Origin of the sequence: Flavobacterium sp., from assembly GCF_047602195.1 — a bacterium.
Classification (GTDB): Bacteria; Bacteroidota; Bacteroidia; order Flavobacteriales; family Flavobacteriaceae; genus Flavobacterium.
Genome location: NZ_JASGHW010000004.1, coordinates 317,270 through 334,827 on the forward strand (window position 1 = coordinate 317,270; position 17,558 = coordinate 334,827).

The 17,558-nt window shown below is 49.8% G+C and carries 16 protein-coding genes; 13 read left to right on the plus strand and 3 right to left on the minus strand.

Going from position 1 to position 17,558, the window contains the following annotated elements:
* Positions 1-12: 12 nt before the first annotated feature.
* Both hemH and QM717_RS07820 read right to left on the minus strand, forming a co-directional pair.
* Positions 13-1,029, minus strand: a complete 1,017-nt coding sequence (gene hemH, locus QM717_RS07815) for a ferrochelatase (RefSeq protein ID WP_415036544.1) — start codon at positions 1,027-1,029, stop codon at positions 13-15.
* Between the two features lie 91 nt (positions 1,030-1,120).
* Positions 1,121-1,987 carry a helix-turn-helix transcriptional regulator gene (locus QM717_RS07820; RefSeq protein WP_415036546.1) on the minus strand — a complete coding sequence of 289 codons (867 nt, stop codon included), beginning with the start codon at positions 1,985-1,987 and terminating at the stop codon, positions 1,121-1,123.
* A gap of 229 nt (positions 1,988-2,216) precedes the next feature.
* Between QM717_RS07820 and hemA the strand changes: the two genes are divergently transcribed.
* From hemA to QM717_RS07880, 12 genes are all read left to right on the plus strand, one after another.
* On the plus strand, positions 2,217-3,473 hold the full coding sequence (hemA, locus tag QM717_RS07825; protein WP_415036548.1) for a glutamyl-tRNA reductase: 1,257 nt from the start codon (positions 2,217-2,219) through the stop codon (positions 3,471-3,473).
* 87 nt (positions 3,474-3,560) lie between these two features.
* A complete protein-coding gene (gene hemC, locus QM717_RS07830) occupies positions 3,561-4,490 on the plus strand; it encodes a hydroxymethylbilane synthase (protein ID WP_415036550.1) in 930 nt (309 codons plus the stop codon).
* Positions 4,487-5,143: a uroporphyrinogen-III synthase gene (locus tag QM717_RS07835; protein WP_415036552.1), complete on the plus strand. Its 657-nt coding sequence runs from the start codon at positions 4,487-4,489 to the stop codon at positions 5,141-5,143. Before hemC ends, QM717_RS07835 begins: the two co-directional genes overlap by 4 nt.
* Positions 5,144-5,195: 52 nt before the next feature.
* Positions 5,196-6,221: a uroporphyrinogen decarboxylase gene (gene hemE / locus QM717_RS07840; protein ID WP_415036554.1), complete on the plus strand. Its 1,026-nt coding sequence runs from the start codon at positions 5,196-5,198 to the stop codon at positions 6,219-6,221.
* 1 nt (position 6,222) lies between these two features.
* Positions 6,223-6,642 carry a hypothetical protein gene (locus QM717_RS07845; RefSeq protein ID WP_415036556.1) on the plus strand — a complete coding sequence of 140 codons (420 nt, stop codon included), beginning with the start codon at positions 6,223-6,225 and terminating at the stop codon, positions 6,640-6,642.
* Between the two features lie 2 nt (positions 6,643-6,644).
* Positions 6,645-7,196, plus strand: a complete 552-nt coding sequence (locus tag QM717_RS07850; RefSeq protein ID WP_415036558.1) for a GNAT family N-acetyltransferase — start codon at positions 6,645-6,647, stop codon at positions 7,194-7,196.
* Complete coding sequence (gene hemF, locus QM717_RS07855) at positions 7,186-8,100, plus strand: oxygen-dependent coproporphyrinogen oxidase (protein WP_415036560.1); 915 nt, start codon at positions 7,186-7,188, stop codon at positions 8,098-8,100. The genes QM717_RS07850 and hemF overlap by 11 nt, the downstream gene beginning before the upstream one ends.
* Positions 8,091-9,305 carry a serine hydrolase domain-containing protein gene (locus QM717_RS07860; protein ID WP_415036562.1) on the plus strand — a complete coding sequence of 405 codons (1,215 nt, stop codon included), beginning with the start codon at positions 8,091-8,093 and terminating at the stop codon, positions 9,303-9,305. The genes hemF and QM717_RS07860 overlap by 10 nt, the downstream gene beginning before the upstream one ends.
* 17 nt (positions 9,306-9,322) lie before the next feature.
* Positions 9,323-10,309: a porphobilinogen synthase gene (gene hemB / locus QM717_RS07865; protein ID WP_415036564.1), complete on the plus strand. Its 987-nt coding sequence runs from the start codon at positions 9,323-9,325 to the stop codon at positions 10,307-10,309.
* Between the two features lie 14 nt (positions 10,310-10,323).
* The gene (locus tag QM717_RS07870; protein WP_415036566.1) at positions 10,324-10,710 is read left to right on the plus strand and encodes a c-type cytochrome; all 387 of its coding nucleotides are present in this window, start codon (positions 10,324-10,326) and stop codon (positions 10,708-10,710) included.
* Positions 10,711-10,854: 144 nt separating this feature from the next.
* Complete coding sequence (locus tag QM717_RS07875; RefSeq protein WP_415036568.1) at positions 10,855-11,328, plus strand: methylated-DNA--[protein]-cysteine S-methyltransferase; 474 nt, start codon at positions 10,855-10,857, stop codon at positions 11,326-11,328.
* Positions 11,329-11,408: 80 nt separating this feature from the next.
* Positions 11,409-12,566: a serine hydrolase domain-containing protein gene (locus QM717_RS07880; protein WP_415036570.1), complete on the plus strand. Its 1,158-nt coding sequence runs from the start codon at positions 11,409-11,411 to the stop codon at positions 12,564-12,566.
* A gap of 2 nt (positions 12,567-12,568) precedes the next feature.
* Here the strand turns inward: QM717_RS07880 and QM717_RS07885 are convergent, their stop codons facing one another.
* Positions 12,569-15,034, minus strand: coding sequence for an ATP-binding protein (locus tag QM717_RS07885; RefSeq protein WP_415036572.1), 2,466 nt, complete (start codon positions 15,032-15,034; stop codon positions 12,569-12,571).
* Between the two features lie 229 nt (positions 15,035-15,263).
* Here QM717_RS07885 and katG point away from each other — a divergent pair, with 229 nt between their 5' ends.
* A complete protein-coding gene (gene katG / locus QM717_RS07890) occupies positions 15,264-17,546 on the plus strand; it encodes a catalase/peroxidase HPI (protein WP_415036574.1) in 2,283 nt (760 codons plus the stop codon).
* The last annotated feature ends 12 nt before the right edge of the window (positions 17,547-17,558 follow it).

Below are 17,558 nucleotides of genomic sequence, written 5' to 3' on the forward strand. Positions count from 1 at the left end.
GTGGCTGATTTTTTAATTATTGGCCCAGTCGTTGATCCATTTGGCGACGGTAGCGCTCCAAGCGTCATCATCGTTGAGGCATGGGATTGCGAGGAAATTTTCGCCCCCGTGTTCCTTGAACTGGTGGTTGGCTTCCATCGCGATTTCTTCCAAGGTTTCGAGGCAATCGGCTACGAAAGCGGGCGTCACGACGGCCAGGTTTTTAATTCCTTTTGCCGGCATTTTGTTGATTTCGACATCGGTGTATGGCTCGAGCCATTTGTCACCGGCGAGTCTCGATTGGAACGTCTGGCTGTATTTTCCTTCAGGGATTCCGAGCAATTCTACCACCTGGCGCGTCGTCTCGAAACATTGGTGACGGTAGCAAAACTGATGCGCCTCCGATTTGGTCTGGCAGCAATGGCCGTCGATCTTGCAATGCGATTTGGTGATGTCGGTCTTGCGGATGTGGCGCTCGGGAATGCCGTGGTATGAAAACAACAAATGGTCGTATTCGAAAGTATCCAAATGCCTTTTCATCGAGTCGGCCAGATTTTGAATGTAATCGGGTTTGTTGTAAAACGCCGGCACATCACTGAATTTCATGTTCGGGAAATGTTTTTGGCGCAGTTCTTCGGCCAGCACCAGAATGGTCACCGTCGAGGCCATCGCATGCTGTGGGTAAAGCGGAAACAGCAAGACTTCATCGACGCCCTGATCGTGTAATTCCTGCAATCCCTGCAAAATGCTCGGCTTGCCATAACGCATCGCCAGCGACACGGGCATGTCGGTCTGTTTCTTGACTTTCTCGAACATCCTTTTCGAAAGGACAATCAGCGGCGAACCTTCGTCCCACCAGATTTTTTTATAGGCCGCGGCCGAACGTTCGGGGCGTTTGCGCAGAATCAGCCCGCGGACGAGAAATGCGCGCAGCAAGAATGGCACGTCGATGACGAAACGGTCCATTAAAAATTCATCGAGATACGGCTTGACGTCTTTCGGGTCCGGACTTTCGGGCGAGCCGAGGTTGATTAAAAGTGCTCCTTTCATTTTGGATTTTAGATTGGTGATTTTAGATTTCAGATTTAACGAAAACGTCTTTGGCAGACCATTCTAAAATCTGAATTCCAAAATCTGAAATTCAATTGGTGATAGACATTAAATATTTCTTGGGTGTCGTGGCGAATTTTTTCTTGAACGCCGAGATAAAGTGGCTCGCGGTGCTGTACCCGATCTTGAGCCCGACCTCATTGACATTGTGGTTGCCTTCTTCGAGCAATTTGCGCGCGTATTCCATCTTGTAATCGAACAGGAAACTGTAGACGCTGTCGCCGTAAATCTGCTTGAAACCCATTTTGAGTTTTTTGAGATTGAGTCCGACTTGGTCTGCCAATTCCTGCAAACCCGGCGGTTCGGCCATGTTCGCGATGACGATGTCTTTGGCCTTGCGGATTTTGAGCACGTTTTCCTCATCGATCAAAAACGGGCACTGTTCGGCATCGGGATCTTCGCTGCGGTTGAAATACAAACTGAGCAGTTCGTACGCCTTGCCTTTGTAATACAAATTCTTGATCGACGGATTCAGGTTGAAATGAAACAACTGGCTCAGCACAATGGCCATCGACGGATTGATGTCGCTCTCGTCGTAATATTTGCGCTCCTGGTTTTCCTTGCTCAGGAACGGGATGTGTTCGGCCTCGGTCGAGAACAGGCCGTGGAATTTCTTGATCGAGATGATGACCGAAATCACCCACGAATTGGGCGCCAATTCTAAGTTGAGCGGCAATTCCCTTTGTGGATTGTAGAGCAACAGCGCTTTTTCTTCCTTGAGGTCGAGTGCGTAATTGCCCTGGTTGAAGATGAATTTCGCGCGCCCCTTGATGCCAAAGTGGAACTGGATCAATCCCTGGCTGATTTGTCGCTCGGCGCGAAAAACCTCATTGCCATCGTTTTGGAAACGCAGCAGCAAAAAATCGTCTTCAATTTTTATGATTTCCTGAGAACCCATAGCGGTATTTTTTGAGATGTTATTTTAAAACCGGACGAAATTTTTATTTAGAATTGTTCTACATAAGACATTTCGGAAAGCCCGATTTTATTGCAAAAGTAAAAGAAATTACATTGTTAGAGGCATTTTGGTCCAAAATATCTTGAAACGATATAAAAAGTCCTTTGAGCGTTACTTTTATAAAAGGTGAAGTAATAATTTTGTTCAACTTTTAGCAAAAAGTGTAAATATGGGAAATAATAACTTATCGAAGCATCACTACTTTTATGCGGTTGGACTCAGCTACAAAAAGGCCGATGCTGAAATGAGAGGGAAATTCAGCCTCGACGCAGCGGGAAAAACGCGTTTGCTCGAACAGGCGAAAAATGAAGGCATCGGAAGTCTCATCGTTACTTCTACCTGCAACCGTACCGAAATTTACGGTTTTGCGGAACATCCGTTCCAACTCATCAAACTCATTTGCGACAATACCCAAGGCTCGGTGGACGAATTCCAACGCGTGGGCTATGTCTATAAAACCCAAGAGGCCATCAACCATTTGTTCCGTGTCGGGACCGGTTTGGACAGCCAGATTTTGGGCGATTTCGAAATCATCAGCCAGATCAAGCTGGGCTACAACGAATCCAAATCATTCGGGCTCATCAATACGTTCATGGACCGCTTGACCAATGCCGTGATCCAGGCGAGCAAGCGCATCAAGAACGAGACGGAAATCTCGTCGGGCGCGACTTCGGTTTCGTTTGCGTCGGTACAGTACATCATCAAGAACGTCAACGACATCCGCAACAAAAATATTTTGCTGTTCGGAACGGGGAAAATCGGCAGGAATACGTGTGAAAATTTGGTCAAGCACACCAAAAATGACCACATTACCTTGATCAACCGCACCAAAGACAAGGCCGAAAAACTCGCGAGCAAACTCAATTTAATCGTAAAAGATTATGCCGATTTGCAGCTCGAACTGCAAAAGGCCGACATCGTCGTCGTGGCCACGGGCGCACAAAACCCGACCATCGATGCGGCGATCCTGAACCTCAAGAAACCTTTGCTGATTTTGGATTTGTCGATTCCGAAAAACGTGCACGACAATGTTCAAACCATCGATGGCGTGACCTTGATCCATATGGACAATCTCTCGCAGATGACCGATGAAACTTTGGAAAACCGCAAGAAACACATTCCGGCGGCCGAGGCGATCATCGAAGAAATCAAGGCCGAATTCACGACTTGGACCAAGGCGCGCAAATTCGCCCCGACGATCAACGCCTTGAAGGAAAAACTCAACGCGATCAAGAATTCGGAGCTCGATTTCCAAAGCAAAAAAATCGCCGATTTCAATGAGGAACAAGCCGAAATCATCTCGGCGCGCATCATCCATAAAATCACGACGCATTTCGCCAACCACCTCAAGGACGACAACACCATGGTGGACGAAAGCATCGAATGGATTGAAAAAGTGTTCCAAATAGACCCCGCTGTAAAATAAAAATAAGCCACGACCCGAACGAAGTGAATTGGCGCAAGCAATGCACGAATTTAATGGGGAAGTGGTTCAAAAATAATTCGAGAATTCGTGGCCAACGAAAAAAATAAAATCATCCGCATCGGAACACGCGACAGCGAACTTGCTCTCTGGCAGGCGCACACCGTCGAAAAAAAACTCAACGAATTAGGATTTCAAACCGAAATCGTCGCCGTTAAATCACAGGGCGACCTTATTCTTAACAAGCCGTTGTACGAACTCGGCATCACCGGGATTTTCACCAAGACGCTTGACATCGCCATGATCAATGGCCAGGTCGACATCGCCGTGCATTCGATGAAAGATGTCCCGACCGCGCTCCCGAAAGGCATCGTCCAGGCCGCGGTTTTGCAGCGCGCTTCCCAAAAAGACATCCTCGTTTACAAAGGCGACAAGGATTTTTTCAATACCAACGCCACGATTGCCACCGGCAGTTTACGCCGCCAGGCCCAATGGCTCAACCGTTATCCGCACCACAAGGTCGTCGATCTGCGTGGCAATGTCAACACGCGATTGCAGAAATTGCAGGACAACGATTGGAACGGGGCCGTTTTCGCCGAAGCCGGGCTCGACCGCATCAACCTCAAGCCTGAAAATTACCTCGGTCTCGACTGGATGATTCCCGCACCGGCACAAGGCGCAATGGTTGTGGTCGTGATGGAAAACGATCCGTTTATTTATGAGGCGGTCGCTCAATTGAACCACCGCGAAACCGAAATCTGTACCGAAATCGAACGCGAATTCTTGAAGACACTCGAAGGCGGATGTACCGCACCGATTGGCGCTTTCGCCGAAGTCGAAGCCGGAATGATTAAATTTGACGGGCTGTTGTGTTCGGTTGACGGGAAGCAAAAAATCCATATCCAGAAAACGACACCGATTCAAGAATATGAACATTTCGGCAGGCAATGCGCCGAAAATGCCTTGCAGAATGGTGGGTTCGAAATCATGGAACAGATCCGTAAAGATTTGAAGAAATGATACGGATTCTGTCGACCAAAAAATTACAGGCCAATCAAAAGCAGTTTTTGCTCAACGCCGGATTTGCGGTCGTCGAAGCCGATTTTATCCGCGTGACCTATTTGCCTTTTCAATTGCAAGCGGTCGCCGATAACCTGATCATTACGAGCCAGAACGGCGTCAAAGCATTGGCCCAACATCCCGAAGTGCAAGATGTCAGGAGAAAACCAGTATTCTGCGTGGGTTCCAAAACGGCCGATTTGCTCGACGAGCATGGATTTACCGTCCAGGAAATCGCCGACAGTGCACAGGAATTGGCCGAAGTCATCGTTTCGGATTATGCCGACGAAACGTTTACGTTCTTTTCCAGTACGATTCGGCGCAACGAATTGCCGATGGCGTTGCTCGAAGCAGACGTCGAACTCAACGAAATTGAGGTTTACGAAACCGAGCCGACGCCACAGAAAGTCGGGACATTCGATGGGATTTTATTTTTCAGCCCGTCGGGCGTGCAAAGCTTTTTGTCGGCCAACGAAATTACAAACGAGATGTGTTTCTGTATCGGTAAAACCACGGCAACTGAATTGGAAAAAACAACCGCTAATATTGTAATCGCCAATCAACCCTCGGTCGAGAACACGATTATCCAAGCAATCAACTATTTTAAAAAATAACCCACAGAATCATTCGGAAATCATTTGAGTATTCGTGGCCAACAAAAAAGCAATGATTAAAAACGACTTATTCTTAAAAGCCCTTCGCGGCGAAACTGTAGAACGTCCACCCGTGTGGATGATGCGCCAAGCCGGCCGCTATTTGCCCGAATTCCGTGAACTGCGCGACAAATACGATTTTTTCACGCGCTGCCAAACACCCGAACTCGCCGCCGAAATTACGGTGCAACCCATTCGCCGTATCGCACCCGATGCCGCGATTTTGTTCTCGGATATTCTCGTGGTGCCGCAAGCGATGGGCATCGAAGTGCTCATGAAAGAATCGGTTGGGCCGTTTTTGCCGAATCCGATCCGCACGATTCAAGACGTTGAAAAAGTTATCGTTCCAGATATTGATGAAACGCTCGGCTATGTCATGGACGCCATCAAATTGACCAAGCAAATGCTCGACGACGAAGTACCACTGATTGGTTTTGCGGGTTCGCCGTGGACGATTTTCTGTTATGCCGTCGAAGGCAAAGGCTCGAAAAGCTTCGACACCGCCAAAGGATTTTGTTTCCAATATCCCGAGGCCGCGCACGTGTTGCTGCAAAAAATCACCGACACGACGATTGCTTATCTCAAGAAGAAAGTCGAAGCCGGCGTCAATGCTGTTCAGGTATTCGATTCCTGGGGCGGCATGCTTTCGCCAACCGATTACACCGAATTCTCTTGGAAATACATCAACCAGATTGTCGAAGCTTTGGCCCCGATGACGCACGTAATCGTGTTCGGAAAAGGCTGCTGGTTTGCGCTCAACGAAATGGGCAAGTCAAAAGCGTCGGCGCTCGGTGTCGATTGGACGTGCTCGCCTAGAAATGCGCGTTATCTGTCGGGCGGACAAATCACGTTGCAGGGCAATTTCGATCCGTCGCGTTTGCTCTCGCCAATCCCGACAATCAAGAAAATGGTGCACCAGATGATCGACGAATTCGGCAAGGACCGTTACATCGTCAACCTCGGCCACGGCATTTTGCCCAACATTCCGGTCGACCATGCCAAGGCGTTCATCGATGCGGTGAAAGAATATGGAAAATAAGATGAAAGCAACAATTCTAGCGCTCGTATTGGTTTTGCTCGTCGGATGCCATTCGAAAGAACAAGCCTTAATCGGCCAATGGAAAGAAACCGAACAGCGCTTCGGGGGCAATAAGGGTGAAAAACTGTCGGTCGAAAAAATCGCCGACGGCAAAGTCTACACGTTCAAGGCCGACAGCAAATTGGAATTGACGGCCGACGGGGAGAAGTTCAATGGCGTATACGAATTGGTACAAAACGGTCAGGACGAGATCCTTCACACGATTACTTCGGGTGAAAAATCCAGTCGCGTTTTCGACCAATATTTCCGCATCAAGATTACCGATAGCGCGGCGACCAAAAGACTGTCGTTCATTCCGGTGCATCCCGAAAATGAACTGATGTACAGTTTTGGACGCGAGAATATTTACGTAAAGCAATAGCAATGAAAACGGTCTTTCAAAACTGGAAAATAGACAGGCTGCAGGATATTTCGGCCGAGGATTTTTTTGTTTTGATCGAACGAAACGCCCATCATATTCGGAAAACATTTCCCGTTACGCTCAACAATTGCCTCGACCTAGACAAAACAATTCAGTTTTTGGGCGAGAATATCGACAAGGAAGAAAACGGAACGGGTTACTATTTCTACCTCAGAAGCACCCAAACGCAACAACTGATTGGTTACGTCTGCATCAAAAACATCGACCCAAAAATCAAAAAGTGCGAACTGGCTTATTTCATCGATAAGGATTTTGAAGGGCAAGGCATCATTTCCCAAGCGGTTTCCCAAACCATCGATTTCTGCTTTTCGGAACTGGGCATGAACAAGGTGTTCATCTGTACCTCTAAAATCAATATGGCCAGCCAACGCATCGCCACCAAACATGGCTTTTCGCATGAAGGTATTTTGCGCGAGGAATTTAAAAGCGGCGAAGGCCAACTCGAAGACGTTATGTATTTCGGATTATTAAAATCGGAATGGAATGAAAGATAAATTTTACGCCTACATCCAAAACCTGCAAGACCAGATTTGCGCCGCGCTGGAACAATCAGACGGCACAGCCAAATTCCGCGAAGATTTGTGGCAACGTCCCGAAGGCGGCGGCGGAAGAACACGCGTGATTGAAAATGGTCCCGACGGTTCGGGAGTCATTGAAAAAGGCGGCGTCAATATTTCGGCCGTGCATGGCAAACTGCCCGAATCGATGCGGCAAATGTTCAATGTCGGTGAAGCCGATTTTTTCGCCTGCGGGCTCTCGCTGGTCATCCATCCCAAAAACCCGATGGCACCGACAGTTCATGCCAATTGGCGTTATTTTGAGATGTACGATGCGGCCGGGAACATCATCGACCAATGGTTTGGTGGCGGACAGGATTTGACGCCGTATTACTTGTTCGAACAAGACGCGCAGCATTTTCACCAAACCTGCAAAACGGCTTGCGACAGGCACAATGCCGAGTTCTATCCGAAATACAAAAAGCAATGCGATGCGTATTTCTGGAACGCGCACCGCAACGAAGCGCGTGGCATCGGCGGGTTGTTTTTCGATTATTGCAAGAAATCTGAGGCCATGTCGATGGAAGATTGGTACGATTTCGTGACGGAAGTCGGCAACAGTTTTACCTCGGCCTACATTCCAATTCTAGACCAAAGAAAAAATTTACCATATACCGAAGCCAACCGCAACTGGCAGGAAATCCGTCGTGGGCGTTATGTCGAGTTCAACCTCGTGCACGACAAAGGCACGCTGTTCGGGCTCAAGACCAACGGCCGTATCGAAAGTATTTTGATGAGCTTGCCGCCGCATGTGCAGTGGGTTTACGACCATCATCCGCAGAAAGGCAGCGAGGAAGAAAAACTCGTACAACTACTCCAAAATCCTATCGAATGGGTTTGAGAATCTTCACCATATTGTTGTTGATGGTTTCGTTTTTGGGCACAGCGCAAAAGAACGCGAAGGATTCATTGGATTTGAAATTGCAGCAAATCTACCAGCAAGGTTCGTTCAACGGTTTTTCGGTGGCGGTGGTCAATGAAAAAGGCATTCTGTATGAGAACGGAATCGGTTGGGCCGACGTGAACCTAAAGCGTCCTTACACTTCGAAAACCATCCAGAACATCGGTTCGGTTTCCAAAACGCTCGTCGGGATCGCCTTGCTCAAGGCACAGGAATTGGGCCGGTTGAAATTGGATGATCCGATCAATCAATATTTGCCTTTCAGGGTGGACAATCCGAACCATCCCGAAACGCCCATCACCATCAGGCATCTGGCTTCGCACACTTCTACGATTACCGACAATGGATATTATCTGCAAAAAAATTACATCCTCAAGCCGCAACAAAATCTCGCAGGACTGGTGTTGGAACTCGAGGATGAACAGCGCCTGAATCCTACCGATTCGGTGATTTCAATGGAAACCTATCTCAAAAATGTCCTGACCGCCCAAGGCAAATGGTACCAAAAAGCGGATTTCCTGACCAATAAACCCGGCGAAATTTTCGAGTATTCCAATGTAGCAACGGCATTGGCGGCTTATGTTTTGGAACGCGCGACGGGTCAGCCATTCAACGAGTTCACCAAAAAATACATCTTGAAACCGTTGAAAATGAAAGCGTCGGGCTGGAAATTTTCGGAAGTCGATTTTTCAAAGTATTCGCGTTTGTACCTGTCGCCCGAAAAAGGATTGCCGCATTATTCGTTGATCACCTATCCCGATGGCAACTTCATTACCTCGGCGCACGATCTTGGTTTGTACTTGAACGAGCTCATCAAAGGTTACAACGGCCACGGTAAAATATTGTCGAAAGAAAGTTACCGGGAATATTTCAATCCGTCATTGGGCGCGGTACATTTTGTCAAGCGCAATGAGAAAAATCCATACAGCGATGAATACAACATCGGGGTTTTCATCGGATTCAGTTATACCGGAAACATTGGGCATACAGGCGGAGATCCAGGCGTGGCGTCGATGCTGTTTTTCAACCCGAAGACCAATATAGGCAGGTTGTTGATGGTCAATACCAACATCAATGACAAAAAGGGCAACGATGCTTTTTACGGCATCTGGAATGCGCTCGAACAATTTCAAACCCAACTTTAAAATTTAAAATTTACGATATGTTCAACAGAAACAGACGATTAAGAACCAACGAATCCATTCGTTCCCTCGTGCGTGAAACGTCATTGAGTCCACAGGATTTCATGCTCCCGATGTTTGTCGCCGAAGGCAAAGACGTCAAGGTCGCGATTCCATCGATGCCCGGCATTTACCGCCACTCGCTCGACCATACGATCAAGGAGGTCAAGGAGGCTTGGGATTTGGGCATCCGTGCGGTCAACATTTATGTCAAGGTTTCCGAAAACCTCAAGGACAACGCCGGCACCGAAGCCTGGAACAAAAACGGACTCATGCAGCAAACGATCCGCGCCATCAAGGACGCCGTTCCCGAAATGATCGTCATGCCCGATGTCGCGCTCGATCCGTACTCGATCTATGGCCACGACGGCATCATCGAAAACGGCTATGTCGTCAACGATGCCACCGTCGATGCACTCACGCGAATGAGCCTTTCGCACGCCGAAGCCGGAGCCGATTTCGTCGCACCCTCCGATATGATGGACGGCCGCGTGTACGCGATTCGCAAAGCCTTGGAAGCAAACGGGCACCACAACGTGGGCATCATGAGCTATACGGCCAAATATGCGTCGGCTTTTTATGGCCCGTTCCGCGAAGCACTCGATTCGGCACCCGTCGATGCGATGAACATCCCAAAGGACAAAAAGACTTACCAGATGGATTACGCCAACCGCATCGAAGCGATCAAGGAAGCACTCGACGATGTGGCCGAAGGCGCCGATATCGTGATGGTCAAACCCGGAATGGCTTATCTCGATATCGTCCGCGAAGTCAAGAATGCGGTCCATGTTCCTGTTGCCGTGTACCAGGTTTCTGGTGAATACGCGATGGTCAAGGCGGCTTCCGAGCGTGGCTGGCTCGACCACGACAAGATCATGATTGAGCAATTGTATTGCATCAAACGGGCGGGTGCGAATATTATTTCGACGTATTTTGCGAAGGAAGCATCTGCGTTGTTGAACAGGTAATTTTTACAGTCTTTATGAAACAATTATCGATACTATTATTGATGGGAATTCTGCTGTTGTCCTGCGGCCCCAAAAAGGAAAAGGAATCGCTCTATCCCGAATCGGCCGCGACCGAAAAACAAACCCCCGAGGAACTCGGCAAGCAAATCTTCGAATCGACCGGGAACTGCTTTGCCTGCCACAAACCCGACCAGAAAATCGTCGGGCCGAGCATCGCCGAAATCGCCAAGATCTACAAGGAAAAAGGCGGGAACATCGTCTCGTTCCTTCAGGACAAGGAAGCGCCCATCGTGGACCCGAGCCAATTTTCGGTCATGAAAACCAATTTCGCGATCACCAAAAACATGAGTGAGGAGGAACTACGGGCGCTTGAGGCTTATATTTACAGCCATTTGAAGTAGGAGCTGGTTCCCGCTGTCCACTGTATCTTTTGTTTTTTAAAGAAAAAAAGCAAAAGGATGCCGTTGCCATCGGGGCTAGGATATCCTGTGTCATTTCGACCGCAGGGAGAAATGACAAACGTTACAAATTCATATCTTTACCACATGCAAACCGCCTACATCCATTCGCCCCTCGGCATCACCCGAATCACCGGTGACGAGAACGGCGTGACCGAAATTTCCGTACGCAACGAAGAACAGCCGCCCACCGCAAAAATTCCCAAAACGCTCCAGGAAGCGGCCAAACAACTCGCGGAATATTTCGACGGCAAGCGCACCGAATTCACGTTCAAGCTCAATCCGCAGGGCACCGAATTCCAGCAGAGGGTCTGGCAGGAATTGCGCAGCATCCCGTTTGGAAAAACCGTTTCTTACATGGACATCACCAAGAAACTCGGCGATATCAAGGCCATACGTGCCGTGGCTTCGGCCAATGGCAAAAACCCGTTGTGGATCGTCGTCCCGTGCCACCGCGTGATTGGCACCGATGGTTCGCTCACGGGTTACGCGGGCGGGCTCTGGCGCAAGAAATGGCTTTTGGAACACGAAACACCTTCTATGCAACAAAGTCTTTTTTAAATGTAGCCACGAATTCACGAATTTTTAGAGTGAATGATAAATTTGCTTAAATTCGTGAATTCGTGGCTAACATATTCTAAATGAAATTCCTCAAAAAATTCCTGCTCGGCTTTGTCCTTTTCTTCGGATTGCTGATCGCCGTCCTGTATATTTTCAATTTCGATTACTTGATCAAGGCCGTCCGTACGGTGTATTTCCACGGACACAAGACAGCCTTCCTCGATGATTACCACTATTTCGACAACCGCGAAATGTCCAAAAGCACGAATCCGCAACCTTGGCCGATTGCCAAAGACTACAATTCGGTCAAAGCCACGGCCACGATGGAGCAGTGGCACAAAAAAACCGAAAGTGTCGCCTTCCTGGTCATCAAGAACGACAGCATCTGGCATGAAAGTTATTACGACGGTTATGGCAAGGATTCCAAATCCAATTCGTTTTCGATGGCCAAAAGCGTGGTGTCGGCGGCGCTCGGCAAAGCCATCCAACAACGGAAAATCAAGAGTCTGGATCAACGGGTTTCCGATTTATTTCCGCAATTTTCCGCGGGAAAATCCGCCAATATGACCGTAGGCGATTTGTCCTCGATGGCATCCGGACTCGATTGGGATGAATCCTATTACAGTCCGTTTTCGGTGACCACGCGCGCCTATTTCGACACCGAACTTTCGCCGGTCATCCTCAATCAGAAGGCCATCGACCTGCCCGGCCAATCCTATAAATACTTGAGCGGCAACACCCAATTGCTTGCCATGTGCATCGAGAAAGCAACGGGCGAGGAATTGTCGGGTTATGTCGCCAAAAATTTCTGGCAACCGATGGGTTTTGAAAATGATGCGCTCTGGCAAACCGACCACAAGGACGGCGTCGTCAAGGCATACTGCTGCATCGCTTCGAATGCGCGCGACTTTGCCCGTTTCGGGAAATTGTACAAACAGTACGGCAAGTGGAACGGCCAGCGGCTTCTCGACAGTACTTTTGTGGCCCAATCGATCCGTCCGCGTTTTGAGGATTCACCACAATACGGCTACGGCTGGTGGCTCGCTGAAATCGACCAGAAACAGATCTTTTACATGCGCGGCCACCTCGGCCAATACGTAATCGTTATTCCACAGGACAATTTGATCATCGTACGCCTGGGCCATCTGACCCAACGCAGTACGCAGGGAAGACCCGAAAGCGACGATTTTTTGGTCTGGGTAGCGGAGACTTTTAAAATGCTCCAACAGCGCAAATAGGTTTATTGGCGGTAAGGCAGATACATCGTAAACACCGAGCCTTTTCCTTTGTCGCTTGTAGCGGCGATAAATCCGTTGTGGTCCTTGACGACTTTCTCGGCGATGCTGAGCCCGATGCCGGTGCCCGGGAATTTTTGCGAATTTTCAAGCCGCTGGAACAAACCGAATATTTTTTCGCGGTTTTCATTCTCGAAACCGATGCCGTTGTCGGTGAGTGAAATCACTACATAATCTGCATTTTTCTTGGCCTTGAAAATACCGCTCAGGTTTTCCCCGGCAACGACTTTGCACGTGATTCTGATTTCGGGTTGTCGCTCGCAAAACTTGATCGAGTTCGAGATGAGGTTGGCGAACAATTGCCGCATTTCGAATGGAATCGCTTTGAGGATGGGCAAATCCGCACTGATGATCACAGCCTTTCGCTCGTTGATCAGGATTTCATATTCGGCCCGTACATAATCGAGTACCTCATTGAGATTGGTTTCGCGGAAATTGCTTTTTCCCGAGCCGAGCCGCGAATAGACCAAAAGATCATCGATGAGTTCGCGCATCTTGGCCGTTCCCGAATTGATGCCTGCCAGATAAGCTTCTTTTTTTTCGATAGTTGCATTGGCTTCGTTCATCCGGCTTGCAAAAATCTGGATTTTGCGCAGCGGTTCCTGTAAATCGTGGCTCGCGATATGGTTGAAGGACTCGAGTTGGGTGATGGTCTGCTGGAGTTGGCTGTTGCGGTCCTGGAGCTCGTTTTCACTTTTCTGGAGTTTGGCCGTACGTTCGGAAACCTGGCGCTCCAAGGTGTCGGCAAAATCCTGCAACGTTTTTTCGGCAGTCTTGCGTACGGCGATGTCATTGAAAAGTACGGCCAGTTTCCTTTCTTTCGGGTCACCGATCCTAAAGGCAAAAACATCAAACCATCGGTTCAGCGCCTCGGCCTTGTGTTCAAAACGCTGTGGTTTTCCCGTCTGCGCAATCTTGCCATAGATTTCAAACCAAAAAGATTCGTGTTTGGGGGCAAGCGCACGGATGGTCTTGCCTGCCGCGTTGGTAAGGCCCGTTTGTAGGGCAAAGGCCGGATTCATTTCGAGGAAACGGTAATCGACTGGTTTTCCGTTTTCGAACAGCACTTCGATGGTGCAGAATCCTTCGTCGATCGAATTGAACAAGGTGCGGTATTTTTCCTCGGACAAGGTCAACGCCTCCTCGGCCCGTGCTTTTTCAAAACGGACCCAGATGCGCACGGCGATTTCCTCGACCAGTTTGATTTCGTCTTCCCGCCAATCGTGGGCCTGCGAATCACCCAGGGCCAAAAGGTAACGCCACTGGCCATTTCTGATCAAGGGTACCGATATGAGCGATCCGATCGATAAGGTCGCCATCTGCTCGGCGTGCGTACGCGAATCGGTTTTTACATCGCGCACGACATAAGTTTCCCCGGCGCGGCTTCTGTTGCGGTAGTCCTCGGTGTGGAAATCGTCCATGTGGTGCGCGCCTTTCCAGCTCGTCATGTTTGCGTGTTTCCATTCGCTGAAGATTGTTGCCGTTTCGAGTTGTTCGTCGATTTCACCGAAAGCACAGATGGTCACGTTGAAAAACCGTACAATCTTGCCGCCGATGATCGACATCGTGTCTTCGATATTTTTAAGATTGGTCAAATCCTGGCTGATTTCGGCCAAAAAAGCCAAGTTGGTTTCCACCCGTTTTCGGGCAGTGATTTCGTCAAACAAGACGGCGAATTGTTCGGGGCCATAATAAAATGCGGTCAGCGAATACCATTTGTTCAGGGGCGGAATGTAATCCTCGGCCTTGATTGTTTGTCGCGTATCGATGACCTTCTGGTAGATCTCGAACCACTTCTCGTCCAATCCCTTTAATACTTCTCGCGCAGTTTTCCCGGGTGTTTGGTTGCGGTCAAGCCCGGTGAGTTTTTCCAAAGCCGGGTTGACCTGCAGGAAGCGGTAATCGATCATTTTGCCGTTGGCATCGCGGATCGCTTCACAAATCGTGTAGCCTTCTTCCATCGATTCGAACAGCGTGCGGAATTTCTGCTCCGATTTCTGGATTTCCTGCTGCGCCAGCTTGCGTTCGGTAATATCGCTCGCGGCACCAAACCATTTGACGATTTCACCCTGCTCGTCGAGAATCGGAATCGCACGCGAAAACGTCCAGCCGATGCTGCCGTCGAGTTTGATCACACGGTGCTCGAGTTCGAAAATGCCTTTGGTCTCAATCGCTTTTTGGATGTGTTCCCAGACGCGCTGCTTCTCCTCCCCGGGAATGTAAATGCCGGTCCAACCAGTCCGCGGATCGACAGTGGTCGTTAGAAAATCCTTGCCCTTGATGAAATTCATCTGGTGCCAGTCGGCGCTCATCTCGTAGATGATGTCCGAAGTCGCGCTTACAAAAGCCTGGAGTTTGGCTTCCGAGCCGATCAGGATCTGGTTTTCGTCATTTGGGCTATGGGCAGGCATTTTACGTTTTGTTAATGGTTCAGTCCGAATGGGAGTTGCAAGATGCGGTAGCAAACGAAGGTAAAACTATTTGTAGCGCGCGTCTTTACGGAATTCTCGCGAACTCTTATAGAATTCAAAACAGCCCAACAATCAGCATAGGCTATTCCACTATAAAATCATAAGATTTGGATTAACGAATCAAACTGCTAACTTTATAGGAACTAAACTATTAACGAAAACCAATCCTATGGAAAACGGAAACGATATCAGTACCCGAGGCGGAGCCGAACCGAGCGAAGCTAAATGCCCCTTCCACAACCAACAAAATGTGGGCGGCGGCGGCACCAAAAACCACGACTGGTGGCCCAACCAACTCAAGTTGAACATCCTGCGCCAGCATGCACCGGCTTCTGATCCGATGGATGCAAATTTCGATTATGCCCAGGCTTTCAACAGTTTGGATTACAACGGATTGAAAAAAGACCTGCACGCGCTCATGACCGATTCACAAGACTGGTGGCCGGCCGATTTCGGGCACTACGGCGGATTGTTCATCCGGATGGCGTGGCACAGCGCGGGAACCTATCGCGTGTTCGACGGTCGCGGTGGCGGCGGTGCGGGCATGCAGCGTTTCGCGCCACTGAACAGTTGGCCCGACAATGTAAGCCTCGACAAGGCACGCCGGTTGTTGTGGCCGATCAAACAGAAATACGGCAACAAAATCTCTTGGGCCGATCTCATGATCCTGGCCGGAAATGTCGCACTCGAATCGATGGGCTTCAAGACCTTCGGTTTTGCCGGTGGCCGTGCCGATGTCTGGGAAGCCGATGAATCGGTGTACTGGGGTGCCGAAAACACCTGGCTTGGCAACGATGCGCGTTATGCCGACGGTGTGGCCGGAGTTGCCGGACGCGGTGTCGTTCCCTCGGATGAAAGCGCCTCGGGCGAAACCCATTCAAAAGGGCTCGAGGAACCGCTCGCGGCGGCACACATGGGATTGATTTATGTGAATCCCGAAGGTCCGGACGGCAATCCCGACCCGATCAAGGCCGCACACGACATCCGCGTCACTTTTGGCCGTATGGCGATGGACGATGAGGAAACCGTTGCGCTCATTGCAGGCGGACACACCTTTGGGAAAACGCATGGCGCCGCACCTTCCGACCACGTAGGAAAAGAACCCGAAGCCGAAGACATGGAACTGCAAGGCTTCGGTTGGCACAATACTTTTGGTTCAGGAAAAGGGCCGGATACGATCACGAGCGGGCTCGAAGTGACCTGGACCAAGACGCCTACCCAATGGAGCAACAATTTTTTTGAGAACCTTTTCGGGTTTGAATGGGAACTGTCCAAAAGTCCGGGCGGGGCACACCAATGGGTCGCCAAGAATGCCGAGGCGATCATTCCCGATGCCTTCGACAGCAACAAAAAACATTTGCCGACGATGCTCACCACCGATTTGTCCCTGCGGATGGACCCTGCCTATGAAAAAATCTCGCGTCGTTTTCTCGAAAATCCCGATGCGTTCGCCGATGCGTTCGCACGTGCCTGGTTCAAACTCACCCACCGCGACATGGGACCGCGCGCGCGTTACCTCGGACCCGAAGTGCCACAGGAACAATTGATCTGGCAAGACCCGATCCCGGCGGTAAACCATGCGTTGATCGATTCAAACGACGCGGCCCAACTCAAGGCCAAGGTATTGGATTCGGGGTTGACCATTTCCGAGCTCGTTGCTACGGCCTGGGCTTCGGCATCTACATTCCGTGGATCGGATAAACGCGGCGGGGCCAACGGGGCACGCATCCGACTGGCACCGCAGAAGGATTGGGAAGTCAACAATCCAGCGCAATTGCACAAGGTTTTGTCGGTGCTGGGCAACATCCAACAGGAATTCAATGCCGGAAACAAAAAAGTATCGCTGGCCGACTTGATTGTCTTGGCCGGAAACGCCGCAGTGGAAAAAGCCGCTCAAGCCGCCGGACACACGGTAACGGTAGCGTTCCATGCCGGACGGATGGATGCGACCCAGGAACAAACCGATTTGGAATCGTTCGGTCATCTCGAACCAGCAGCAGACGGTTTCCGCAATTACCGCAAAACCAGATCGGCTACGGCCACCGAAGCCATGCTCGTGGACAAAGCCAATTTGCTCAATCTGTCGGCGCCCGAACTGACTGTTTTGGTCGGCGGGATGCGCGTACTCGATACCAATTTCGACCAATCGAAACACGGTGTTTTGACCAGTCGTCCGGGACAATTGACCAATGATTTCTTTGTGAACCTGCTCGACATGCGAACACAATGGAAGGCGCGCACCTCCGACAAGGAATTATACGAAGGCCGCGACCGTCAATCGGGACTGGTCCAATGGACGGCCACGCGTGCCGATTTGGTCTTTGGCTCGAATTCTGAATTGCGTGCCGTCGCCGAAGTCTATGCGGGTTCGGATGCGGCGGAGAAATTCGTCCGGGATTTTGCCAAAGCCTGGGCGAAGGTCATGGAAGCCGACCGATACGATTTGAAGTAAAATCAAAACCGA